The organism is Dietzia sp. Alg238-R159, assembly GCF_900537145.1.
Taxonomy (GTDB): Bacteria; Actinomycetota; Actinomycetes; order Mycobacteriales; family Mycobacteriaceae; genus Dietzia; species Dietzia kunjamensis.
Map to the genome: position 1 here is coordinate 449,450 of NZ_UNRI01000001.1, position 22,393 is coordinate 471,842.

Genomic DNA, 22,393 nt, shown 5'->3' on the forward strand with positions numbered 1-22,393 from the left:
TTCCCCGATGTGGAGCGGGTGCTCGGGGAGGAGAGTGGAGGTCACCGGGGAGAGGTCCCCGATCCCCCTTTCCCGACGACGACGAGGTGTGACGTCATGACCTATTCCCCAGATTCCGGGCCCAAGCGACTGATGCGGTCGGAGGACCGCTGGATCGGCGGCGTGTGCGGTGGGCTCGCCGACTACTTCGGGCTGGACCCGGCGTTGGTCCGCCTCCTGTTCGTTGCCTCGATCCTGCTGCCGGGTCCGCAGCTGCTCATCTACGTGATCCTGTGGTTCGTCATGCCCGATTCCCGTGCCTCGCGAGTCCGCGCCTGAGGGGCCCGTGGCAGGCTGGGGCCATGAGCACTCCAGACACCTCAGCCGCTCCCGGCGAGTACGCCTCCGTCCGTATCGAGAAGGGTGCCCGTCACCCGCACGTCGCCCAGGTGACGCTGATCGGCCCGGGGCGCAACAACGCGATGGGCCCGGACTTCTGGGCCGAGATGCCCCGCGTGATGGCCGAGCTCGACGCCGACCCCGGGGTCCGCGCCGTCGTGCTCGCCGGCGAGGGCCGCAACTTCACGTACGGCCTGGACCTGATGGCGATGATGCCGCAGTTCATGGAGTTCCTGCCCGAGGACACGACCCCGGACGCCTCGCGTAACGAGCGCATCCTGGACTTCGTGGAGAACATGCGCCGCGCCGTCGACGCCGTCGCGTCGGCCAGGACGCCCACCGTCGCCGCGATCCAGGGCCGCTGCATCGGCGGCGGCATGGACCTCATCTCGGCCTGCGACGTCCGCCACGGTTCGGCGGACTCGAGCTACTCGGTCCGCGAGGTCAAGGTGGGCATCGTCGCCGACATGGGCTCGCTCGGGCGCCTGCCGTACATCATCGGCTCCGGGCTGACCCGCGAGCTGGCGCTGACCGGGCGCGACATCGACGCGGAGACCGCGCTGCGCTACGGCCTGGTCACGCACGTCGCCGACGACGCCGCCGGGGTGCTGGACTCGGCCCACGCCACGGCCGCCGAGATCGCGGACAACCCGCCACTGGTGGTCCGCGGTACCCGCGAGGTCCTCAACCGGGCGATCGAGGGGCCGATCTACGAGTCCAACCGTTACGTCGCGACGTGGAACGCCGGCTTCCTGGCCTCGGCGGACATGATGGAGGCCATCGGCTCGACGCTGGAGAAGCGCGAGGCGCGGTACACCGGCCGCTGACCGCGCCCCACAGAGGAGCGCCCCACAAAGGAGCGCCCCACAGAGGAGCCAGCCCCGCCGAGAAGAGTGTTTCGCACATCGCTACTCGGGCGACACGAGCGAAATGCTCTTCTCGGCGTCCCGGCACGGCACGGCACGGCACGGCACGGCACGGCACGGCACGGCCCGGCACGGCCCGGCACGCGTCCGGTGCCGGGCCAGACGGCGTCAGCCGCGGAAGGGCTCGGCCTTCTCCTCGGGGTGCTCGGTGAAGTTCTCGAGGCCCTCGGCGATGAGCTTCTCGCCATGGGCCTTGTCCCGCCACTCGCCCGGGGTGACGTGCTTGCCCGGCTCGAGGTCCTTGTAGTGCAGGAAGAAGTGCTCGATCGCCTTGAGCTCGAAGTCCGGGACATCGTCGACGTCCTGGATGTGCTCCCAGCGCGGATCCAGGGCGGGGACGCACAGCAGCTTGTCGTCGCCACCGGCCTCGTCGGACATGGTGTAGACGCCCACGACGCGCGACTTGACGATCACGCCGGGGAAGACGGACTCGTCGAGCAGGACCAGGGCGTCACAGGGGTCACCGTCGTCGGCGAGGGTCTTGTCGATGTAGCCGTAGTCGGCCGGGTAGCCCATCGAGGTGAAGAGGAAACGGTCGAGATAGATCTTGCCGGTCTCGTGGTGGATCTCGTACTTGTTACGCGAACCCTTGGGGATCTCGATGGTCACTTCGACGGTCACGGGCTACCTCACAAATCGTCATTCTCCGGACCCGGGTCGGCTCTCCCGGACAATCCGGGCCGATTCTAGTAGGCGGCCCCGGCGCCGGGGGTGGCCGCCGTCACGCGGGCCGCTAGCGTGGGTCCGACGCACGGCAGGCGAGGGTAGCGTCGGCAGCCGCCGGTGGCGACCGGTGGCGGTGACAGTGGAGGCGACAGCGTCCGGGAGGGTTGGCACGAGTGACCGAGCGCGGAGTGTGGCGCGGGCGTGGGCTCGTGTGGCGGGCGGGGGTCGTGTTCGTCGTCGTCGTACTCCTGGTCGCCGGGCTCGTCGCGGCGGCGCTGTTCACCGACGTGGAGGACGACGTCCGCGCGGTCGTCGGCGCCCCCGCGCAGACCACGGCGGAGCTGAACCCCGGACTGCACGCGGCGGACGACTCGGCGCCCCTGCCGGACCCCGCCGCCCTCGAGGAGATCCTCGGCCCCCTCGCGGCGTCCCCGGCGGTCGGCGACCTCACCGCCAGCGTGGTCGACGACGCGACCGGACAGGTCCTGTGGGAGCGCCGCCCTCGCGACGCCAAGGTCCCCGCGTCCACGACCAAGCTGCTCACCGCGGTCGCCGCGCTGAGCAGACTGCCCGGCGACACCCGCGTCGACACGGTCCTCGCCCGCGGCGCCGAACCGGACACGCTCGTCGTGGTCCCCGGCGGCGACCCCACCATGTCCGGCGGCGCCGAGCCCGGTCCGCTCTTCCCCGGCGCGGCCACGCTCACACAGGCCGCCGACGTCGTCCGCGACGCCGGGCTCGCCCCGGCGCGCATCGTCGTGGACCCGGGCCCGTACACCGGGCCGCGGCTGGGCCCCGGCTGGCCCCCGTCGGAGATCCCGGCCGGCAACATCGCGCCCATCGAGGCGTGGATGCTCGACTCCGGCCGCCTCGATCCGGCCGACGAGTACTCGCCCCGCACGACCGAACCCGCCCTCGCGGCCGGGAGGGCCCTGGCCCGCGAACTGGGCGTGGACCCGGAGCGCGTGCGGGTCGCCTCCGACCCGGTGGAGACGACCGATGAGCTGGGCAGGGTGTCGTCGGCGGAGCTCACCGATCGCCTCCGCTCGATGCTCGTGCACTCCGACAACGTGCTGGCCGAGGCGATCTGCCGCGAGGTGGCGCTGGACCGCGACCCGGACGATCCGGTCGACTTCGCCGCCGGGACCGCCGCCGTGCTCGACACGCTCACCGACCGTGGCCTCGACATGTCCGGGGTGCGCCTGGACGACTGCTCCGGCATGAGCAACGGCAACCGCATCTCGGCGGCCGTGCTCACCGACGTCCTGCGCACCGCCTCCGCACCCGACGCGACCCGCGAGATGCGCGACCTGCTCGACACCCTGCCCGTGGCCGCCGGGTCGGGGACGCTGGTCGACCGGTTCACCGGCCCCGCCGCCGCCGGCGCCGGCTGGGTGCGCGCCAAGACCGGCACCCTCGCCGGGACGAGCACCCTGGCGGGCTCGGTGACCAGCACCGACGGCCGCACCATGAGCTTCGCCCTGCTGTCCTCCGGCACCGACCCCGCCGTCGCGCGCCCGGTCCTCGACCGGATCGCCGCCGAGATCAGCGCCTGTGGCTGCCGCTGACCCCGCTCGCCGGCACCCCGCCCGGACCGGTGGGGACCGGCCCGGCCCGGCCTGGACCGGCCCGGCCTGGACCGTGCGCGCGGCGCTGCGGGCGTTCCGCCGCGCCCACCCCGAGCTCGGTGACGAGGTGTGCGTCGGACTGTCCGGGGGAGCGGACTCGCTGGCGCTGACCGCCGCGGCCGCCGTCGAGTTCGTCGCCGTGACCGCCCTCGTGGTGGACCACGGTCTGCAGGAGGGGTCGGATCAGGTGGCCCGGGACGCGGCCGCCGCGGCCCGCGGGCTCGGCGCAGAGGCGGAGGTCCTCGTCGTCGTCGTGGATCAGAGGGGTTCCGGCCCCGAGGCCGCCGCCCGCGCGGCGCGCTACACCGCGCTCGACACCGCGCGCCGCGGACGGCCCGTGCTGCTCGCCCACACCCTCGACGACCAGGCCGAGACCGTCCTGCTGGGGCTGGGCCGCGGCTCCGGCGCCCGCTCGCTGCGCGGGATGGCGCCGTGGGACGCACCGTGGGGGCGCCCGCTGCTGGGGGTCCGCGCCGCCGACACCCGCGCCGCGTGCCGCGACCTCGGCCTGGGGTTCTGGGAGGACCCGCACAACACCGACCCGGCGTTCACCCGGGTGCGCCTGCGGCACGAGGTCCTGCCGCTGCTCGAGGACGTGCTGGGTGGCGGTGTCGCGGAGGGGTTGGCGCGCACCGCGTCACTGCTGGGGGTCGACGACGACGAGCTGGAGCGTCTCGCGGCGGCCGTGCCCGTCGGCGACGACGGCGCCCTGGAGGTGAGCCGGCTGGAACCCCTGTCGACGGCCGTGCTGACCCGGGTCCTGCGCCGCTGGCTGCTGGCGCGGGGAGTCACCTCACCCGCGTACGCGCACCTGACGGCGGTGGCCGCGCTCGTCACCGACTGGCGCGGGCAGGGCGGGGTGGCGGTCGGTGGCACCGGGCCCGCGGGCGCGGGTGGGGCGGGGCCCTCGGCCAGGTTGGTCGCCCGGCGCCGACGTGGAAAGGTGGTCCTGGAGAACGACCGGGCGAGCGGAGCGGGGACGTAGATGACCACGGACAAGTACGCGGACGAGATCGAATCGGTCCTGCTCGACGAGGAGTCGATCCGCGAGCGGATCGCCGAGATGGCCGCCACCGTCGGCGAGCGCTACGCGGACGTCGAGAAGGAGGTCGTGCTGGTCGCCGTCCTCAAGGGCGCCGCGATCTTCGTCTCCGACTTCGCCCGGGCCCTGCCCATCCCGTCCGAGATGGAGTTCATGGCCGTCAGCTCGTACGGCTCCTCCACCAGTTCCTCCGGTGTGGTGCGGATCCTCAAGGACCTCGACCGCGACATCGCCGACCGTGACGTGATCATCGTCGAGGACATCATCGACTCCGGGCTGACCCTGTCCTGGCTCATGCGCAACCTGCGCACCCGCAACCCGCGGTCGCTGGAGATCGTCACCCTGCTGCGCAAGCCCGACGCGGTGAAGGCGGACCTGGACATCCTCGAGATCGGGTTCGACATCCCCAACGAGTTCGTCGTGGGCTACGGCCTCGACTTCGCCGAGCGCTACCGCGATCTGCCGTACATCGGCAGGCTGCACCCGCGCATGTACTCCTGACGCGACGACTGCTGGACACGTATCTGTCTGATTCGTGATCCAGATCACGTTCAGCGGTTAGTCTGGCAGCATGTTTCCAGGAACCTTCGCCGCCACCACTCCCGACAAGCCCGCGGCCATCCGCCCGGCGACGGGGGAGCAGATCACGTACGCCCAGCTCGAGGCGCGTTCCGCGCAGCTCGCGCATCTCCTGACCGACGACTGGGGGCTGCGTCCCGGCGACACGATCGCCGTGGTCTCGGACAACACCCTGGAGATGCTGGAGATCTACTGGGGGGCGCTGCGCTGCGGCCTGTACATCGCGGCCATCAACCACCACCTCACTGCGGACGAGTCGTCGTACATCATCGGCGACTGCGGGGCCCGGGCGCTGTTCGTCTCCGCCCCGGTCGCCGACCACGTCGACGTCTCCCCGGAGGCGCATCCGGGCGTGGAGCACCGCGTGGTGTTCGGCGGCGCGCTGGAGGGGTTCGAGGACTACCGGACGCTGCTCGAGGGCAGGTCGACCGAGCCGCCCGCCGACCAGCCCCGCGGCCACGACTTCCTCTACTCCTCCGGCACGACCGGCCGGCCGAAGGGCGTGCGCGTCGACCCGCCCGAAGGGCAGATCGACGAGGTGCCGGACAGCTACACGCCGGTGTTCAGCTTCCTGTACGCCTTCGACGCCGACAGCGTCTACCTGTGCCCGGCACCGCTGTACCACGCGGCCCCGCTGCGGTTCTGCGGCGTGGTCAACTCCGTCGGCGGGACCGTGATCCTCATGGACCGCTTCGACGCGGAGGAGGCGCTGCGGCTCATCCAGGAGTACCGGGTGACGCACTCGCAGTGGGTGCCGACGATGTTCGTGCGCATGCTCAAGCTGCCGGAGGAGACGCGGGCGCGCTACGACGTGTCCAGCATGACCCACGCGATCCACGCCGCCGCGCCGTGCCCGCCCGAGGTCAAACGACGGATGATCGAGTGGTGGGGCCCGGTGGTCCACGAGTACTACTCGGCCACCGAGGGCATGGGCATCACGTTCATCAACTCGCAGGAGGCGCTCGAACGCCCCGGTTCGGTGGGTCGCGACGGGCTCAAGGGCATCGCGCACATCTGCGACGAGGAGGGCAACGAGGTGCCCACCGGCGAGATCGGCACCATCTACTGGCAGCAGGACGAGGGCACCTTCTCGTACCACGGTGACCCGGAGAAGACGGCGTCCGTCTTCCACCCCGAGCACCCCAACTGGTCCACCTTCGGCGACGTGGGCTACCTCGACGAGGACCGCTTCCTCTACCTCACCGACCGCAAGGCGTTCACCATCATCTCGGGCGGGGTGAACATCTACCCGCAGGAGATCGAGAACGCCCTGGTCCTGCACCCGGCGGTCGAGGACGTCGCCGTGATCGGGATCCCGGACGAGGAGATGGGCGAGAGGGTGCACGCCGTGGTGGTACCGGCCGCCGACCGTGCGGGCGACCCCGGCCTCGCCGACGAGATCCTCGGCGCCCTGCGCGGGAGGATCTCCGACTTCAAGATCCCGCGGGGCCTGGACTTCGTGGACGAACTGCCCCGCACCCCCACCGGCAAGCTGGTCAAGCGCCGGATCGTGCAGCAGTACACGAGCGCCTAGCGAGGGGTATGGACCGCACCTCCGAATTCGAGAGTGAACGCCCCCGGCTCGTCCGGATCGCCGCGCGCGTGCTCGGCGACCCGGCGGAGGCCGAGGACGTGGTGCAGCAGGCGTGGCTCCGGCTGGCGCGGGCCGACACGCGGGCGGTCGACTCACTCCCGGCCTGGCTCACCACCGTGGTGACCCGCCTCTGCCTGGACCGGCTCAAGGCCGTCGTCCCGCCCCCGACGGAGCCCGTCGACAGGCCGGCGCCGGAGCCGGGCCCGTCCGAGGAGGTGCTCCTCGCGGATTCCATGGGCGCGGCGCTGCACGTCGTGCTCGACCGACTCGCCCCGGCCGAGCGGGTGGTGTTCGTGCTGCACGACTCGTTCTCGGTCGACTTCGCCACGATCGCCGACGTGCTGGACTGCTCACCGGCCGCGGCCCGCAAACAGGCGTCGAGGGCGCGTGCGAAGCTCGCGGGAGCGGGTCCCGGCGCCCGGAAGGCGGACTGGGTCGTCGTCGACGCCTTCCTCGACGCCGCGCGCAACGGCGAGTTCACCCGGCTGCTCGGTCTCCTCGCGCCGGACGTGGTGGTGGTCGGTGATCCGATCGCCGTCAGTCTCGGTACCCCGGTCGGCATCGAGGGCCGCGACGCGGTGGCGGAGTTCTTCGACGGGGCCGCCGCCGCGGCGTTGCCGGTGTTCGTCCACGGGCGGCCGGGCGCGGCGTGGTTCGATCGCGGCGTGGCCCGGGTGGCGTTCGACTTCCGGATCGCCGGCGGCGTGGTCAGCCGCATCGACTTCCGTGCGGACCCGGACGTGCTCGCCGCGATCCGCCGCCGCAGCGACGGCGAGCCGAGATGAGCGGGGCGGTCACACTTCCGGCCGCCTGCTCGTCATCAAGGTGAGGCGACGCGCTCCGGTGTCGCCCGGACAGGGAGGATCGACCCCATGAAGACCATGACCTGCAAGGACCTGGGTGGCCCCTGCGATCTGCCGCACCGCGGTGACACCGCGGACGACGTGATCAACGCCCAGGACGCCCACCTCAAGGAGCGCGTCGGGGCCGGCGACGACGCCCACGTGCCGGCGCGCGAGGACATGAAGAGCCGGTGGCGGCGGCCGCGGCAGTCACTCGGGTGGTACCGGGACGTCAAGAAGAGGTTCGCCGACCTGCCGGAGGACTGACGCCACGCGGCCCGCCGACCCGCCCCTGCCGGCCGGTGTCAGCGACCGCCGCTCTCGATCACCGCCGCCAGCGCGAGCAGCGTCGCCTCCGAACCGGGCCGCCCGACGAGCTGGACCGAGGTGGGCAGGACCCGGCCGAGGGGGGTGTGGGTGGTGCCGCACGGGACGGACACGGCGGGCCAACCGAGCACGTTGGCCAGCGGGGTGAACGGGGAGAACCTCATCGACGCCCACAATGATCGGCCCCAGGAGCGTCGGTGCCAGTCGGTCGCCTCGGGTGGCACGTCCGCCAGCGACGGGGTGAGCCACACGTCGATCCCCGCCGAGTCCATCGCCCGTTCGACCTCCGCGCGGAGCGTCTCCACGCCACGGTTCCAGCGGGTGTCCCCGTCTCCCGCGCCGCCGCGACGGAAGACCGTCCGGCCGAGCAGTGCGTGGTGCCGGGTGCGTCGCTCCATCGCGGACAGGGGCAGGTTCTCGTCCTCCGCCGCCCGTGCGACGCCGGTGGTCCAGCGCGCAAGATAGAGCACGGGGTCGGTGGGGGAGGGCAGGGTGGTGTCGACGACGACGAGGTCGGCCCCCCGCAGCACCTCCGCGGCCTCCCGGGCCGCGCGCGTCCAGGGCGCGTGGATGCGCACCAGATCGCGGCCCAGCCGGATCGGGCTGGCCACGGACATGCCGATACGCGTCCCGCCGGGGACGGGTCCGACGTCCGCGAGTTCCGGACGACCGGCCATCACCGACAGGGCCAGCGCGACGTCGCCGACGGTCCTGGCCAGCGGACCGGATTCGGCCAGGCCGCCCCAGTTGTCGCCGGCCAGGCGGGTGGGGACGACACCGGGCCCCGGCTTGATGGTGACGATCCCGCACGCCGCGGCGGGGATGCGCAGGGACCCCATCCCGTCGTCGCCCACCGCGAGCGGGACCATGCCCGAGGCCACCGCCGCCGCGGACCCCCCGGAGGACCCGCCGGCGGACAGGGCGAGGTCGCGCGGGTTGCGGGTGATCCCGTGGGCGTCGGAGTCGGTCATCCCCCAGGCGCACAGCTGGGGCGCCGCGGTGATGCCCACCGGCACCGCGCCCGCGGCCAGCAGGGGGGCGACGACCGGGTTGTCCAGGGTGACGGTGCTCTTGACGGCCAGCGATACCCCGGCCAGGGGCAGTGCCGCACGGTCGGCCGGGCTCGCGGCGTCGACGGCGGCCCCGGCCGCGCGGCCGTCCGCCCGCAGCAGGGAGGTGAAGGCGTGCAGCGAGGGGTCGAGGTCGCCCACCCGGTCGAAAGCCGCGTCGAGGGTGGCCAGCGCGCCGACGGCACCGGTGCGTACGGCCTCGGCGGTCTCGGCGGCGGAGAGGGGGTCGGTGGTCACGGCCATGATCGTACGACCCCGGCGGTGTCCGCCCATGGCGATCATCACGGTGGGAGGCCCCGCTCGGCGGGTAGCCTGGGGCGATACCGACGAAGTCGGATGCACGACCGGGCCCGTCGACCGGCTGGGCCGTCCTTCCACACGAGGACCGAATGGAACGCAAGAGCAATACCGTCTTCCGCAACGTCGCGATCGCGGGCGTGATCATCCTGGCGATCGTCGGCTTCTCGTTCTTCACAGGAGATGACCGTGACTACGCCGAGGTCGACACGTCGGTGGCGTTGGCGCAGGTCGACGCGGGGAACGTGAAAGAGGCGCTGATCGAGGACCGGGAGCAGCAGCTCCGGCTCACGCTCGAGACCCCGATCGCCCCGGAGGACGGAGCGGACGAGACCGACAAGCTCCTCGCCAAGTACCCGGAGCGGGCGGCGGACCAGGTCTTCGACCGGGTGGCCGCGGCGGAGCCGGAGAAGTACGACACCGCGGTCAACCAGCAGGGTTTCCTGTCGCAGATGCTCTCGTTCCTGCTGCCGATGCTCATCCTGTTCGGGTTGCTGTTCTACTTCATGTCCCGCATGCAGGGCGGCAAGGGCGGACTGTTCGGCGTGGGCAAGTCGCGCGCCGTGGAGTTCACCAAGGACATGCCCCAGACCACGTTCACCGACGTCGCGGGCGAGGACGAGGCGGTCGAGGAACTCAACGAGATCAAGGACTTCCTCCAGAACCCGGCGCGCTACGAGCGTCTCGGCGCCAAGATCCCGCGCGGTGTGCTGCTCTACGGCCCGCCCGGAACGGGCAAGACCCTGCTGGCCCGCGCGGTCGCGGGTGAGGCCGGGGTGCCGTTCTACTCGATCTCGGGTTCGGATTTCGTCGAGATGTTCGTCGGTGTCGGCGCCTCGCGGGTGCGCGACCTGTTCGAGAAGGCCAAGCAGAACGCGCCCTGCATCGTGTTCGTCGACGAGATCGACGCGGTGGGTCGGCACCGTGGCTCGGGCACCGGCGGCGGCCACGACGAGCGTGAGCAGACGCTCAACCAGCTGCTGGTCGAGATGGACGGGTTCAGCGAGCGCGAGACCGTCATCATGATCGCCGCGACCAACCGTCCGGACGTCCTCGACCCGGCGTTGCTACGGCCGGGGCGTTTCGACCGCCAGGTCCCGGTGACCAATCCCGACCTCAAGGGTCGCGAGGCGATCCTCGCCGTCCACTCCGCGGGCAAGCCGCTGGCCGAGAACGTCAACATGACCTCGCTTGCCAGGCGCACGATCGGGATGTCGGGCGCGGACCTGGCCAACGTGCTCAACGAGGGCGCCCTGCTCGCGGCCCGGCTGGGTCGCGACGAGATCGACATCGACATCCTCGAGGAGGCCACCGACCGGGTGGTGGGCGGACCCCGCCGCAAGCACCGTGTGATCAGCGAGCACGAGAAGAAGGTCACCGCGTACCACGAGTCCGGCCACGCGCTGGCGGCGTGGGCGATGGAGGACCTCGAGCCCGTCCACAAGGTCACCATCCTCGCGCGTGGGCGCACCGGTGGTCACGCACTGGTGGTCCCCGAGGACGACAAGTCCTTGATGACCCGGGCGGACATGATCGCCCGCGTCGTCATGGCGATGGGTGGCCGCGCTGCCGAGGAGTACGTCTTCGGCGAGCCCACCTCGGGCGCCAGCTCGGATATCGAGCAGGCCACCCGGATCGCGCGGACGATGGTCGCCGAGTACGGCATGAGCGCGAAGCTCGGTGCGGTGAAGTACGGCGGCGAGGGCGGGGACCCGTTCCTCGGCCGCGGCGGTTCCGCGGCGGGGGAGTACTCGCCCGAGGTCGCCAAGATCATCGACGACGAGGTGCGCCGCATCATCGACTCCGCCCACACCGAGGCCTGGCAGGTCCTCGAGTCCAACCGCGACATCCTCGACGCGGTCGCGGGCGAGCTCCTCGAGAAGGAGACCCTGCGGCAGGACGACCTCGAGAGGCTGTTCGCCGACGTGGTCAAGCGGCCGCGGATCACCGAGTTCGACGACTTCGGTGGACGCATCCCGTCGGCCCGTCCGCCCATCAAGACCCCGGGGGAACTGGCCAGGGAGCGTGGCGAGCCGTGGCCCCCGCCGGTGACCGATCCGTTCGCCATGCCGGTCCTCCCGGCCGGCCGCGACGCCGAGGACGACCGTGATCCGGGCGAGGCGGACGGCCCCGGCGACCACGGGGGTGACCGCAACGGCGTGGGCGCCCCTGTGGGGATGCCCGGTGGCGGTTCGGGCCGCGGCGCGACCGCCGGCGGCGGGCAACGTCCGACCGGTATCCCGGCCTACGGCACGCCGCCGCCCCCGGGCTGGTCGGCGCCGGGCTGGCCCCCGCGTCAGCCCGCGCACCACGGTGACCGGGGGCCGAGCGGGGCCGAGACCACCCGCCTGCCGGCCGTGCCCGAGGGCCTGCAGAGGAACGACGGCTCCGGGAGCACCAACGGAACCGGGGGCACGGACGGATCCGGGAGCGCTGACGGTCCGGAACGGGCCGGTCGGAGCGAGGGGCCGTCCGAGGCCCCGACCCGGGCGTGGTCGGCGGTGGGCGACGGCGGTGACGGCGACGCGTCCGGCGGGTCGATCCCGGGCGTCGTGGACCGCGGTTCGCACCGCCGTGAGGACAAGGACGCCGACTGGCGTGCGCCGTGGGAACGTGAGGACTGACCGCACGGTCGACTCCGTGCGAGAAGAGGAATGAATGACGACGCCTGACCACATACCCGCCGCCGATGCCCGGTCGCTCCCCACGGGGCGGGTCTTCGATGCCGAGCGCGCCGAGGCCGCGGTCCGCGAGCTGTTGATCGCCGTGGGCGAGGACCCGGAGCGCGAGGGGCTGCAGGACACACCCGCGCGGGTGGCCAGGGCCTACCGCGAGGTCTTCTCCGGGCTGTACACAGACCCGTCGGAGGTGCTGTCCAGGACCTTCGACGAGGACCACCGCGAGCTCGTGTTGGTGCGGGACATTCCCATCTACTCGACCTGCGAACACCACCTGGTGCCCTTCCACGGCGTCGCCCACATCGGCTACATCCCGGGACAGTCCGGGGCGGTCACCGGTCTGAGCAAGCTCGCCAGACTGGTGGATCTCTACGCCAAGCGGCCCCAGGTCCAGGAACGGCTCACCAGTCAGGTCGCCGACGCGCTGGTCGACAGGCTCGCGCCCTCGGGCGTGCTCGTGGTGATCGAGTGCGAGCACCTGTGCATGTCGATGCGGGGGATCCGGAAGGCGGGGGCGGTCACCACCACCTCGGCCGTCCGCGGCAACATGCGGACCAACGCTTCCACCAGGGCGGAGGCGCTCGGCCTCCTGCGCGGGACGTGAGCGCGCCCGGTCTGCTGCCCCGCCCGGACCGGTGCGCGGTGATGGGCGTCCTCAACGTCACGGCCGATTCCTTCTCCGACGGTGGGCGCCACCTCGCGCATCACGATGCCGTCGCGCACGCCCGACGCATGGTCTCCGACGGCGCCGACCTCATCGACATCGGTGGGGAGTCCACCCGGCCCGGCGCCCTCCGCGTCGAGGAGTCGGACGAGGAGCAGCGGGTCGTCCCGCTGGTTCGTGCGGTGTCCGGCCTCGCGCCGGTCTCGGTTGACACGATGCGCGCCGGGGTGGCGTCGCGTGCCCTCGAGGAGGGCGCCGCGATCGTCAACGACGTCTCGGGCGGGCTCGCCGACCCCGACATGTTGAGGGTCGTGGCCGAGCACCGAGCGTCCGTCATCCTCATGCACTGGGTGTCTCCGGACGAGTACCGCGCCGGCGCGGGAGGCCGATCCGACTACGGCGGGGACGTCGTGGGTGCGGTGCGCGACCACCTGGCCCGCCGCGCCGACGCCGCGATCGCCGCGGGGGTCGACGCCGCCGGCATCGTGCTCGACCCGGGCCTCGGCTTCGCCAAGGACGCCGACGACAACTGGGCGCTGCTGCACGGGCTGGACCGACTGATCGAGCTGGGGTTCCCGGTACTCGTCGCCGCGTCCCGCAAACGGTTCCTCGGGTCGCTGCTGCCCGGATCGGACGCCCGACCGCGCGAGGTGGCGGGCCGCGATCCGGCGACGGCCGCGATCACGTCGCTCTCCGCCGCCGCCGGCGCGTGGGCGGTCCGGGTCCATGACGTGGGCCCCAGTGCGGACGCGGTGAGGGTGGCCGCCGCGTGGGCGGCCGGACGGGCGGGGGTGAACTGATGGCGGATCGCAGCGAACTCGACCGGATCGAACTGCGGGGCCTGAAGGTGCGCGGCACGCACGGGGTCTTCGAGCACGAGAAGCGGGACGGCCAGGACTTCCTGGTCGACCTCGTCCTGTGGACCGACTTCACGGCCGCCGCCGCGTCCGACGACCTGGCCGACACCGTCGACTACGGGGCGCTGGCCCTGTTCGCCCGTGATGTGGTGGCCGGACCATCGCTCGACCTCATCGAGACCGTCGCCTCGAGGATCGCCGACGGGATCATGGAGATGGCCCCTGGTGCGGACGCGGTGGAGGTGACCCTGCACAAGCCCCAGGCGCCGATCCCGGCGGAGTTCGCCGACGTCGCCGTCGTGGCCCACCGCTCGCGCGCGGGCGGGAGCGCCGCGGGGGGAGCGCGGTGAGCTGCCGGGCGGTGCTGTCGATCGGCGGCAACCAGGGGGACGCTCTCTCGCTGCTGCGGGGGGTCGTCGACGCCGCGGCCGCGGACGGCATCCTGCGCGCGGTCTCGTCGGTGTACGCCACCCCGCCGTGGGGCGGCGTCGAGCAGGACGACTTCCTCAACGCCGTCCTCGTCGTCGACCATCCCGGTTCCCCGACCGACGTCCTCGAGTGGGGTTTCGCCCGCGAGAGGGCCGCAGGCCGGACCCGCGAGGTGCGCTGGGGTCCGCGCACCCTCGACGTGGACGTGGTGACCGCCGAGCTGGGCGGTGAGCCGGTGGCGTCCGACGACCCGAGGCTCACGCTGCCGCACCCCCGCGCGGCCGAGCGGGCCTTCGTGATGGTCCCGTGGCTGGAGATCGACCCGGCCGCCCGGCTGGACGGGGTGCCGGTCCGGGAGTGTCTCGACGCGCTCGATCCCGGGGACGTCGCCGCGATGCGCCGGCTGCCCGATCCGTTGGCGCCCCGCGGCCCGGGGGGAGTGACATGACGCGTGTCGCGAAGTCCACCCTCGTCCTGGTGGCGCTCGTCGCGGCGGTGGCCGCCTACGTTCTCACCGGGTCCTACCTCGGCGCTGTGACCCCGATCGGCTTCGGCTGGGTGACCCTCGTGGCGATCGCGGTGGTCGACGTGCTGCTGTCCCTGCGGATCCGCGCCGCGATCTCCGACGGCGGCGTCGGGCAGGACCGCAGCCAGATGCACCCGCTCACCATCGCCCGCAGCGCCGCTCTCGGACAGGCCTCCGCCGTGCTCGGCGCAGCGGGCGCCGGGGCAGGGGCCGGGCTGACGCTGTACTTCCTGTCACGGCTCGGCGACCTCGCGGTGGCGGGCGCGGAGCTGCCCGCATCAGTCGCTGTCCTGGTGTCCGGCGCGGTGTTGGTGGCGGCGGGACTCTTCCTCGAATCGGCGTGTGAGACGCCCCCCGACGACGACGAGAACGGCGGCCTCCCCGACCCCGCCTGAGGGGCCCGAGCCGGACCGGTCCTCTCATGCCCGCCCCCGTTACTGCAGACACGCGCTGGTTACCCGTGTGACCCGTGATTCTCCGCGTATCATGCGGGGCATGAGTTCCGACGGCGCGATGGACAAGCCCCGGTCAGCTCGCCCCGCGCGAGGCGACGATCGTGGACTGGCGAACATCGCCCTGGGGGTGCTGCTCCTCCTGGCGATCATCGCCACGGTCGTGATGGTTTTCTCCGACAACCCGGTCTGGATGCGCATCGGGACACTCTCCGCACTGTGGGCCGCGTTCATCGGCGCGTTCCTCGTCGCCCGGTACCGGCGGCAGGCCGCCACCGAGGCCGCCCGGGTCCGCGACCTGCACACCGTCTACGAACTGCAGCTCGAGAGGGAGATCTCCGCCCGCCGGGAGCACGAGCTCGTCGTGGAGCGGGACCTGCGGGCCTCGGTGCGCGCCGAGACCAGTGACTCGATCGTCGCACTGAGGCAAGAGATCGCGGCGCTGCGCGAGCAGCTCGGCGCACTGGGCGTCAGTCTCCCCGAGGACCGCTTCGCGGTCGGTGGGCTCGGTCCCGCCGGGCAGCTGGGTGCGGGATCGTCGCTGCCGTCCGTCCCGTCCGAGCGGGTGGCGCCCCGTCGGCGTGCCCCGGGATCGGACTCCGGCCCGGTCGCGGGTCCCCGTTCCGCTTCCGGCGCGACGCGGTCCCCCGCATCATCGGCCTCCGGCGTCGGTCCGGACGTCACCCCGAGCACCGAGCGCACCGAGCGACTGACCCCGGTCTCCGATCGGGAGTCCCGGTCCGACACGCCGGCGGGGGACCCCCGTCGCCCGGCGGTGCGCCCCACGTCCGGCGCGCGCGATGCGCGTTCCGCTGCCGGCAGCAGCGCCGGCAGCAGCTCCGGCTTCGGCTCCGGCGCCACCTCGCGACCGCAGGCACGGCCCGAGCCCGCCAGCTCGCCCGAGCCCGCGCGTACGCCCGCGAATACGAGCACGAGCACGAGCTCCCGGCCCGCGGCGTCGGCCGTCGAGGGCGCCACGTCGGACAAGACCGCCGCGTCGGGATCCCCGGTGGCGTCCGGGGGCGCGGCCGCGTCCGGCTCCTCGGAGAAGGCAGGCAAGCACGAGTCGTCCCCCTCCGAGAAGGCCGGCACACACGAGTCGCCCGCCACGGCCGGCGAGACGGCCACGCAGCCGCGGTCGCAGTCGACGCAGGCCCCGGCCACCGAGTCGGCTTCGCCGAGTCGCCACGGCGAGGGCTCGGGTCTGTCGGTGGCAGAACTCATGGCGCGGCTGGGGGAGGGGTCCGAATCCACATCGGGCCGCCGCCGCCGTCGCGCGGAGGACTGAGCCGCGCCGACGGTGGCGCCGCCCCTCGCATCGGTTGTGTGAAGTACGACACTTGATGCTGCTCGTGGCCGCAGCCGCGACTACTCTCGCCTGCGAGATGTCCGGGACCCACCATCAGTGAGTGGGCCTGGAACGGATCGAGCACTGGAGCACCCTGAGATGTCCGACCACGGCGTCACCGGAACACCCCCTGCCCGCCTGTCCATCGGCCTCGTGTCCGCGGGTCGCGTGGGCACCGCTGTGGGCGCCGCGCTCGAGCGGCGGGGACACGTCGTCTCCGCCCTCGTCGCACGCTCGTCGCAGTCGCGGGACCTCGCTGCCCGCCGCCTCCCCGAGGCCCGCATCACCGATCCCGCCGGCGCGGCGGCGGCGGGCGAACTCCTCATCCTCGCGGTGCCGGACTCGGCCCTGCCCGGGGTCGTGGCCGAGCTCGCCGACGTGAACGCCTTCCGTCCGGGCCACATCGTCGTCCACGTGGCCGGCGCAGTGGGCGCGGAAGTCCTGCGCCCCGCCGCCGACGCCGGTGCCGTGGTCGTCGCCGCGCACCCGGCCATGACCTTCACCGGGGGAGCGGCCGATATCGACCGCATGGAGGGGTGCTCGTGGGCGCTCACCTCCCCGGACGAGATCGGACTGGTCGTCGGCCAGATGCTGGTCATGGAGACCGGTGGCCTGCCCGTCACCGTCGCCGAATCCCATCGGGCCCTCTACCACGCGGCCCTCGCGCACGGCGCCAACCACCTCGTCACCCTCGTCAACGACGCCGCCGAGGCGCTCGCCGCGTCGTTCGCCGTCCTGCCCGGGGGCGGAGTCGAGGGCGATCCCGACGGCATGCTCGGGCAGGACGCGGAGGCGCTCGCGCGCCGCACCCTGGAGCCGCTCCTGCGGGCCGCCCTCGACAACGTCCTGGCCTCCGGGGACTCGGCCCTGACCGGTCCGGTGATGCGCGGTGACGCCGTCACGGTCTCCCGCCACCTCGATGCCCTCGAGGACGTCGACGGGGGAATCGCCGCCGGCTACCGGGCGCTCGCGTTGCGCACCGCCGACCGCGTCGGGGCCGGAGCCGACGTGACCGACCTCTTGGCCCCCGACCTCACGGAGCAGCTTCGATGACCCCCGCCACCTTCGCGGTCCGGACCGCGGTCCCCGGTCGCCCGAACACCGGATACAACCGGGGTGAGCTGACCATCCACCACGACCCGTCCTCGCTGCGCGCGGTCACCGAGTCGCTGCGCAAGGTCGGCAAGCAGATCACGTTCGTCCCCACCATGGGCGCCCTCCACGAGGGGCATCTCGCGCTGGTCGAGGCGGCCCGCCGCACGCCGGGGTCGGTCGTGGTGGTGTCGATCTTCGTCAACCCGCTGCAGTTCGGGCCCGGCGAGGACCTCGATGCCTACCCACGCACCCTCGACGAGGACGTGGCCCGGCTCGCCGACGCCGGCGTGGAACTCGTCTTCGCGCCCAGCGCGGCCACAATGTACCCGGACGGCCCCCGCACGACGGTGCAGCCCGGCCCGACCGGTGAGATCCTCGACGGGGCCGCGCGACCCGGCCACTTCGCCGGGATGCTCACCGTGGTGAACAAGTTGTTCAACATCGTCTCCCCCCACCAGGCGTTCTTCGGGGAGAAGGACTACCAGCAGTTGGTGCTCATCCGCCAGATGGTGGCGGACCTGGACATGGACGTGCGTGTGGTCGGCGTCCCGACCATCCGGGAGTCGGACGGGCTGGCGATGAGCTCCCGCAACCGCTACCTGTCCGCCGAGGAGCGGGAACTGGCCACCGTCCTCAACGCCGCCCTCGTGGCGGGGACGTTCGCCGCGAAGGGCGGGCGCCGGGCCGTCGTCGACGCCGCCCGCGCGGTCCTGGACGAGCGGCCGCAGATCACGATCGACTACCTCGAGCTGCGCGCCGGGGACCTCGGGGAACCGCCGGAGGAGGGTCCCGGCAGGCTCCTCGTCGCGGCCCGCATCGGGACCACCAGACTCATCGACAACGTCGGCGTGGCGATCGGCACCGGCTTCGTCGCCGCCGCCGAGGCCACCGTCGCCGCCCAACAGGCCGAGATGGCCCGAGACCTCGAGGAAGGCCAGTAGATGCAGCGCACCATGCTCCACTCCAAGATCCACCGTGCCACCGTCACCCAGGCTGACCTGCACTACGTCGGCTCCTGCACGATCGACGCCGACCTCATGGATGCCGCCGACCTGCTCGAGGGCCAGCAGATCGACATCGTCGACATCGACAACGGCGCCCGCCTGACCACCTACGCCATCACCGGCGAGCGCGGCTCCGGCGTGATCAGCATCAACGGCGCCGCCGCCCACCTCGTGCACCCCGGCGACCTGGTCATCATCATCGCCTACGCCCAGATGTCCGACGCCGAGGCGCGGGCCTACTCCCCCCGCGTGGTGTTCGTCGACGGCGACAACCGCATGCTCACCGAGGGCACCGACCCCGCGGACGTGCCCGAGGGTTCGGGTCTGAAGAACCCCCGCGTGCCGGAGCCCGCCGCCGTCTAGGCAGCGCGGACAGAAGATGCTGCTCACCGTCGACGTCGGCAACACCCACATCCGGCTCGGCATCTTCCCCCCGGGCGGCGGGCCGCTCGTGCGCACCTGGAGTATGCGCACGTCACCGGCGGTGACCTCGGACGAACTCGCCCTGACCATCCGCGGCCTGCTGGGGGACTGCGCGCAGCAGCTCACCGGAATCTCCGCGATGTCCGTGGTCCCGTCTGTCACCGGGGAACTGCGCCGGATGGCCGCCGACTACTGGCCGGGACTTCCGGCCGTCGTGGTCGCGCCCGGGGTGAAGACCGGGGTGCCGCTCAAGGTCGACAACCCGCGGGAGGTGGGCTCGGACCGCGTGGTCAACGCGTTGGCCGCCCACACGCTGTTCGAGGGGCCCGTCGTCGTCGTCGACGTCGACACGGCGACCACCGTCGACGCCGTCTCCGCCCGCGGCGAGCTGCTCGGTGGGGCGATCGCGCCCGGCATCGACATCTCCGTCGACGCCCTCGCCGAGCGCGCCGCCGCCCTGCGCAAGATCGAGGTCGTGCGGCCGAAGGGAGCCCTGGGCAAGAACACCGTCGCGGCACTTCAGGCCGGCATCGTGATCGGGTTCGCCGGCCAGATCGACGCACTCGTGGACCGGCTGCGCACCGACGTCCCCGAGCTCGCCGACGCCTCCGTCGTCCTCACGGGGCTGCGCGCGGACGTCGTGGCGGAGGAATCCCGGACCATCACCGACGTCGAGCCCGAACTGGCGCTGGAGGGTCTGCGGTTGGTGTTCGAGCGCAATTCCTGAGCTGAGCAGCTCGCCGAGGTTCTCCCTCACACGCAGGGGCTCCCGCGCATGGACTCCCGCTCGCGCCCCTGTCCGCCGGAAACGCAGCCGCCCGCAGCGATGGCGTCTGGCCTGCACCGCGGGGCGCGCGAGACGCCGTCGAGAGAGGCGACTGTCGGGGGCGAGCAGGCGGCCGAGCGGATGCCGGGGCCGTGGCTCAGGCCCGCCCGGCCGCCGGACGCGGGAGGGTGGCCGGGCCCGGGGCTCCGGGCTCAGGCCGCCGAGCGGTAGCTGGTCATGGAGACCGAACCCCAGGCGTAGCCCCTGGTGAACGCGTCGAGCGTCTCGCTGGAGCCCGCCGCCATTCCCGCCGTGTACAGCAGCGGCAGGAAGTGGTCCGCCGTGGGCACGGCCAGCCGGGCGTCCGGGTGCTCGGTCAGCGCGAGGGCGTCCTCGGGGCGCGTGGTGAGCAGTTCCCGTGCGTGGTCGTCGAACCTGTGGGCCCAGTCGGTGCCCGCGTCGCCGAGCGACGGGTCCACCGCCGCGAGGTTGTGCACCACGTTGCCGCTGGCCAGCACGAGGACGCCCGAATCCCGCAGGGCGGCCAGCCGGGTGCCCAGGTCGAAGTGGTAACCCGCCGGCTTGGACGCGTCCACCGACAACTGCGCCACCGGCACGTCGGCGTCGGGGAACACGTGCGTGAGGACGGACCACGTCCCGTGGTCGAGGCCCCAGGAGTCCTGGTCGGCGCCGACCCAGGTGGGCTTGACGGCCTCGGCCACCTCGGCCGCGAGCTCCGGGGCGCCCGCGGCGGGGTACTCGAACTCGTTGAGCTCGCGGGGGAAGCCGTAGAAGTCGTGGATGGTGCGCGGCGCCGACATCGCGGTGACCGCCGTGGCGCCTACGTACCAGTGCGCCGACACGGCCAGTACGGCCCGCGGCCGCTCGGGCAGGGATGCGCCGAGGGCGGCCCACTGGCGGGTCCACTCGTTCTCCTCGAGGGCGTTGAGGGGAACGCCGTGGCCGATGAAGACGGCGGGTTGACGGGCGGTCGAGGGGGGCGAGGCGGTCATGGTTCTCCTTCTCTCACATACATGATGCATCAACTACCCGGCCGGGCGCCAGTGTCGACCGCCACGCCGGCCCCGTGCGCCGGCCCCGTGCGCCCACCCCGTGCGCCGGCCCCGCGCGCGCGGGCGGCCCTTGCGGTAGATAGACCGGTCTGTCTACTATGGCCGCATGACAACGCGACGAATGCCCCCAGCCGGTCCGGTGGCCTCCGCGCGCGTCCAGCACAGGTGTCCCCGACCGGCAGGCCCCCGCCACGCCCCAGCCGCCTTCACCTCTTCCGGGAGCACCGGCATGACCACCAGCTTCAGCACCACCTCCGCCACTGCGGGAACCCCCGCCACGGCGACGTCGTCCAGCACGGGCGTCTCGACCACCCTCGCCGCCGGCGACTACCCCGCGGCGGTCCGTGCGGGCGCCCTCGTCGTCGACATCCGGTCCCGGGCCCAGCGTGAGCGCCAGGGGGTGCTCGCGGGCGCCGTCGCCGTGGAGGCCCGGCCCGTCGTCGATCTGCTCGACCCCCGATCGGCCGCGCCGCTCTCCGCCGTCACCGACGGCAGGGCGGTCGTCCTCGTCAGCGACGACGGCCTCGACGCCGAACTGTTCGTCCTGGAGCTCCATTCGCGTGGCGTCCGCGGTGTCCGCGCGGTGGACGGCGGCCACGACGCACTCCGGGCCGCCCGGGCGCTGGCCCTGCTCTCCGGGGCCGACCACCTGCTGCGGGAGCGCTCGGCCATTTCGGCACACTGAGCTTGGTCGACCGGGGGCGTCGGCACGCCGGCGCCGGTACGGTCGCACCATGACGGACATCTCCGCAGACCTGCTGGCCGAGATCCTCGACGAGGTCCGGGAGGACGTCTCCGGCGACGTCGTCCCCCACCTCGGCGACTACGAGCACCCCCACCCCGACGCCCTCGCGCTGGCGGTCTGCGACCTGGACGGCCACGTCGTCTCGGCCGGCGATGACGAGACGCTCTTCGACCTGCAGTCCGCCTCCAAACCGTTCGTCTACGCGCTCGCGCTGGACCAGAAGGGCGTCGACGTGGTCGCGAAGCGGATCGGGGTGGAACCCTCCGGGGACCCGTTCAACGAGATCTCCCTCGAGGCCGGCACCGGCCGCGCCCCCAACGCCCTCGTCAACGCCGGCGCGCTGGCCGCGCACGCGCTGGTGGGGGAGGAGGACGACGACGAGGACACCCGTTTCGAACAGATCCGCGTGATGTTCTCCCGCCTCGTGGGCCGGGAGGTCGAGGTCGACCAGCAGATCATCGACATCGAGTCCCGGAGCGCCCACCGGAACCAGGCGCTCGCGCATCTGCTGGCGGAGGAGGGCACCCTGGCCGACGACCCCCACCAGGTGGTGTCCGGGTACGGCCGGCAGTGCGCGATCCGGGTGGACACCCGCGAGCTGGCGCACATGGCCGCGATGTTCGCGGGCGGCGGGCGGCTGCCGGGTGACGGCGAGCAGGTCCTGGGTCGACGGGCGGTGCGCTACGCCAACAGTGTGATGTTCACGTGCGGCATGTACGACGCGGCCGGGGACTGGGTCTACCAGGTGGGTCTGCCCGCCAAGAGCGGCGTCTCGGGGTGCCTGTTCGCGGTGGTGCCCGGCCGGCTCGGGGTGGCCGCGTACTCGCCCCGGTTGGACGAGCACGGCAACAGTGTGCGCGCCGCCGCCGCGATCGAGGCGCTGTCCGACCGACTGGAGCTGCACGTCCTCGACATGGCCTGAGGCCGACGGGTCGCAGCCCACGGGTTCGGTCCCCGGGCCGGTCACGACTATCCTCGACAGTC

General features: G+C 72.8%; 24 protein-coding genes. 21 read left to right on the forward strand and 3 right to left on the reverse strand.

What is annotated here, in order from left to right:
- Positions 1-96 precede the first annotated feature (96 nt).
- Positions 97-318, forward strand: a complete 222-nt coding sequence (locus G6R20_RS02035; protein WP_067711554.1) for a PspC domain-containing protein — start codon at positions 97-99, stop codon at positions 316-318.
- Positions 319-341: 23 nt separating this feature from the next.
- Positions 342-1,205, forward strand: coding sequence for a crotonase/enoyl-CoA hydratase family protein (locus G6R20_RS02040; protein ID WP_082923654.1), 864 nt, complete (start codon positions 342-344; stop codon positions 1,203-1,205).
- Positions 1,206-1,412: 207 nt separating this feature from the next.
- On the opposite strand, the gene G6R20_RS02045 is transcribed toward G6R20_RS02040, so the two are convergent.
- Positions 1,413-1,925, reverse strand: a complete 513-nt coding sequence (locus tag G6R20_RS02045; protein ID WP_067711556.1) for an inorganic diphosphatase — start codon at positions 1,923-1,925, stop codon at positions 1,413-1,415.
- A 218-nt stretch (positions 1,926-2,143) separates the two neighbouring features.
- Here G6R20_RS02045 and dacB point away from each other — a divergent pair, with 218 nt between their 5' ends.
- The 6 genes from dacB to G6R20_RS02075 all read left to right on the forward strand — a co-directional run bounded on the left by dacB (position 2,144) and on the right by G6R20_RS02075 (position 7,922).
- On the forward strand, positions 2,144-3,538 hold the full coding sequence (gene dacB, locus G6R20_RS02050) for a D-alanyl-D-alanine carboxypeptidase/D-alanyl-D-alanine-endopeptidase (protein WP_240341233.1): 1,395 nt from the start codon (positions 2,144-2,146) through the stop codon (positions 3,536-3,538).
- Between the two features lie 73 nt (positions 3,539-3,611).
- The gene (gene tilS, locus G6R20_RS02055) at positions 3,612-4,583 is read left to right on the forward strand and encodes a tRNA lysidine(34) synthetase TilS (RefSeq protein ID WP_163375704.1); all 972 of its coding nucleotides are present in this window, start codon (positions 3,612-3,614) and stop codon (positions 4,581-4,583) included.
- Complete coding sequence (hpt, locus tag G6R20_RS02060) at positions 4,584-5,141, forward strand: hypoxanthine phosphoribosyltransferase (protein WP_067711558.1); 558 nt, start codon at positions 4,584-4,586, stop codon at positions 5,139-5,141.
- 70 nt (positions 5,142-5,211) lie between these two features.
- Positions 5,212-6,753: an acyl-CoA synthetase gene (locus G6R20_RS02065; protein WP_069389308.1), complete on the forward strand. Its 1,542-nt coding sequence runs from the start codon at positions 5,212-5,214 to the stop codon at positions 6,751-6,753.
- A gap of 8 nt (positions 6,754-6,761) precedes the next feature.
- Positions 6,762-7,598, forward strand: coding sequence for a sigma-70 family RNA polymerase sigma factor (locus G6R20_RS02070; RefSeq protein WP_119192895.1), 837 nt, complete (start codon positions 6,762-6,764; stop codon positions 7,596-7,598).
- An 87-nt stretch (positions 7,599-7,685) separates the two neighbouring features.
- Positions 7,686-7,922, forward strand: a complete 237-nt coding sequence (locus tag G6R20_RS02075; RefSeq protein ID WP_069389306.1) for a DUF1059 domain-containing protein — start codon at positions 7,686-7,688, stop codon at positions 7,920-7,922.
- Between the two features lie 38 nt (positions 7,923-7,960).
- On the opposite strand, the gene G6R20_RS02080 is transcribed toward G6R20_RS02075, so the two are convergent.
- A complete protein-coding gene (locus G6R20_RS02080) occupies positions 7,961-9,295 on the reverse strand; it encodes an amidase family protein (protein ID WP_275898229.1) in 1,335 nt (444 codons plus the stop codon).
- Positions 9,296-9,441: 146 nt separating this feature from the next.
- On the opposite strand from G6R20_RS02080, the gene ftsH reads away from it, so the two are divergent.
- From ftsH to G6R20_RS02135, 11 genes are all read left to right on the forward strand, one after another.
- Positions 9,442-11,973 carry an ATP-dependent zinc metalloprotease FtsH gene (ftsH, locus tag G6R20_RS02085; RefSeq protein WP_163375450.1) on the forward strand — a complete coding sequence of 844 codons (2,532 nt, stop codon included), beginning with the start codon at positions 9,442-9,444 and terminating at the stop codon, positions 11,971-11,973.
- A 34-nt stretch (positions 11,974-12,007) separates the two neighbouring features.
- Positions 12,008-12,631, forward strand: coding sequence for a GTP cyclohydrolase I FolE (folE, locus tag G6R20_RS02090; RefSeq protein ID WP_069389722.1), 624 nt, complete (start codon positions 12,008-12,010; stop codon positions 12,629-12,631).
- Between the two features lie 41 nt (positions 12,632-12,672).
- The gene (gene folP / locus G6R20_RS02095; protein WP_163375706.1) at positions 12,673-13,491 is read left to right on the forward strand and encodes a dihydropteroate synthase; all 819 of its coding nucleotides are present in this window, start codon (positions 12,673-12,675) and stop codon (positions 13,489-13,491) included.
- Positions 13,491-13,898 carry a dihydroneopterin aldolase gene (gene folB, locus G6R20_RS02100; RefSeq protein WP_069389588.1) on the forward strand — a complete coding sequence of 136 codons (408 nt, stop codon included), beginning with the start codon at positions 13,491-13,493 and terminating at the stop codon, positions 13,896-13,898. Before folP ends, folB begins: the two co-directional genes overlap by 1 nt.
- Entirely contained in the window at positions 13,895-14,425 is a 531-nt protein-coding gene (folK, locus tag G6R20_RS02105; RefSeq protein ID WP_205475700.1) for a 2-amino-4-hydroxy-6-hydroxymethyldihydropteridine diphosphokinase, read from the forward strand. The genes folB and folK overlap by 4 nt, the downstream gene beginning before the upstream one ends.
- Positions 14,422-14,898, forward strand: coding sequence for a DUF3180 domain-containing protein (locus G6R20_RS02110; protein ID WP_163375451.1), 477 nt, complete (start codon positions 14,422-14,424; stop codon positions 14,896-14,898). The genes folK and G6R20_RS02110 overlap by 4 nt, the downstream gene beginning before the upstream one ends.
- A 100-nt stretch (positions 14,899-14,998) precedes the next feature.
- Positions 14,999-16,243 (forward strand): DUF6779 domain-containing protein, encoded by a 1,245-nt coding sequence (locus G6R20_RS02115; protein ID WP_205475705.1) that lies wholly within the window; start codon positions 14,999-15,001, stop codon positions 16,241-16,243.
- A 159-nt stretch (positions 16,244-16,402) separates the two neighbouring features.
- On the forward strand, positions 16,403-17,356 hold the full coding sequence (locus tag G6R20_RS02120) for a DUF2520 domain-containing protein (protein ID WP_069388834.1): 954 nt from the start codon (positions 16,403-16,405) through the stop codon (positions 17,354-17,356).
- Positions 17,353-18,339, forward strand: coding sequence for a pantoate--beta-alanine ligase (gene panC / locus G6R20_RS02125; RefSeq protein ID WP_069388835.1), 987 nt, complete (start codon positions 17,353-17,355; stop codon positions 18,337-18,339). Before G6R20_RS02120 ends, panC begins: the two co-directional genes overlap by 4 nt.
- Complete coding sequence (gene panD / locus G6R20_RS02130; protein WP_067711586.1) at positions 18,340-18,765, forward strand: aspartate 1-decarboxylase; 426 nt, start codon at positions 18,340-18,342, stop codon at positions 18,763-18,765.
- A gap of 16 nt (positions 18,766-18,781) precedes the next feature.
- Positions 18,782-19,552, forward strand: coding sequence for a type III pantothenate kinase (locus G6R20_RS02135; protein WP_067711588.1), 771 nt, complete (start codon positions 18,782-18,784; stop codon positions 19,550-19,552).
- 251 nt (positions 19,553-19,803) lie between these two features.
- Here the strand turns inward: G6R20_RS02135 and ygiD are convergent, their stop codons facing one another.
- Complete coding sequence (gene ygiD, locus G6R20_RS02140; RefSeq protein WP_069388836.1) at positions 19,804-20,604, reverse strand: 4,5-DOPA dioxygenase extradiol; 801 nt, start codon at positions 20,602-20,604, stop codon at positions 19,804-19,806.
- Positions 20,605-20,893: 289 nt separating this feature from the next.
- Between ygiD and G6R20_RS02145 the strand changes: the two genes are divergently transcribed.
- Both G6R20_RS02145 and glsA read left to right on the forward strand, forming a co-directional pair.
- Positions 20,894-21,349 (forward strand): rhodanese-like domain-containing protein, encoded by a 456-nt coding sequence (locus G6R20_RS02145; RefSeq protein WP_163375452.1) that lies wholly within the window; start codon positions 20,894-20,896, stop codon positions 21,347-21,349.
- 49 nt (positions 21,350-21,398) lie between these two features.
- Positions 21,399-22,331 carry a glutaminase A gene (gene glsA / locus G6R20_RS02150; RefSeq protein ID WP_069388838.1) on the forward strand — a complete coding sequence of 311 codons (933 nt, stop codon included), beginning with the start codon at positions 21,399-21,401 and terminating at the stop codon, positions 22,329-22,331.
- Positions 22,332-22,393 lie beyond the last annotated feature (62 nt).

Bases quoted from the DNA above. Each gene is read 5' to 3' on its own strand.
- G6R20_RS02080 (WP_275898229.1), bottom strand. From the start codon at position 9,295: ATGGCCGTGACCACCGACCCCCTCTCCGCCGCCGAGACCGCCGAGGCC.
- G6R20_RS02135 (WP_067711588.1), top strand. From the start codon at position 18,782: ATGCTGCTCACCGTCGACGTCGGCAACACCCACATCCGGCTCGGCATC.
- G6R20_RS02075 (WP_069389306.1), top strand. From the start codon at position 7,686: ATGAAGACCATGACCTGCAAGGACCTGGGTGGCCCCTGCGATCTGCCG.
- ygiD (WP_069388836.1), bottom strand. From the start codon at position 20,604: ATGACCGCCTCGCCCCCCTCGACCGCCCGTCAACCCGCCGTCTTCATC.
- panC (WP_069388835.1), top strand. From the start codon at position 17,353: ATGACCCCCGCCACCTTCGCGGTCCGGACCGCGGTCCCCGGTCGCCCG.
- G6R20_RS02040 (WP_082923654.1), top strand. From the start codon at position 342: ATGAGCACTCCAGACACCTCAGCCGCTCCCGGCGAGTACGCCTCCGTC.
- G6R20_RS02065 (WP_069389308.1), top strand. From the start codon at position 5,212: ATGTTTCCAGGAACCTTCGCCGCCACCACTCCCGACAAGCCCGCGGCC.
- G6R20_RS02110 (WP_163375451.1), top strand. From the start codon at position 14,422: ATGACGCGTGTCGCGAAGTCCACCCTCGTCCTGGTGGCGCTCGTCGCG.
- G6R20_RS02120 (WP_069388834.1), top strand. From the start codon at position 16,403: ATGTCCGACCACGGCGTCACCGGAACACCCCCTGCCCGCCTGTCCATC.
- G6R20_RS02035 (WP_067711554.1), top strand. From the start codon at position 97: ATGACCTATTCCCCAGATTCCGGGCCCAAGCGACTGATGCGGTCGGAG.
- G6R20_RS02070 (WP_119192895.1), top strand. From the start codon at position 6,762: ATGGACCGCACCTCCGAATTCGAGAGTGAACGCCCCCGGCTCGTCCGG.
- glsA (WP_069388838.1), top strand. From the start codon at position 21,399: ATGACGGACATCTCCGCAGACCTGCTGGCCGAGATCCTCGACGAGGTC.
- G6R20_RS02115 (WP_205475705.1), top strand. From the start codon at position 14,999: ATGAGTTCCGACGGCGCGATGGACAAGCCCCGGTCAGCTCGCCCCGCG.
- panD (WP_067711586.1), top strand. From the start codon at position 18,340: ATGCAGCGCACCATGCTCCACTCCAAGATCCACCGTGCCACCGTCACC.
- ftsH (WP_163375450.1), top strand. From the start codon at position 9,442: ATGGAACGCAAGAGCAATACCGTCTTCCGCAACGTCGCGATCGCGGGC.
- folE (WP_069389722.1), top strand. From the start codon at position 12,008: ATGACGACGCCTGACCACATACCCGCCGCCGATGCCCGGTCGCTCCCC.
- folP (WP_163375706.1), top strand. From the start codon at position 12,673: ATGGGCGTCCTCAACGTCACGGCCGATTCCTTCTCCGACGGTGGGCGC.
- G6R20_RS02145 (WP_163375452.1), top strand. From the start codon at position 20,894: ATGACCACCAGCTTCAGCACCACCTCCGCCACTGCGGGAACCCCCGCC.
- hpt (WP_067711558.1), top strand. From the start codon at position 4,584: ATGACCACGGACAAGTACGCGGACGAGATCGAATCGGTCCTGCTCGAC.
- folB (WP_069389588.1), top strand. From the start codon at position 13,491: ATGGCGGATCGCAGCGAACTCGACCGGATCGAACTGCGGGGCCTGAAG.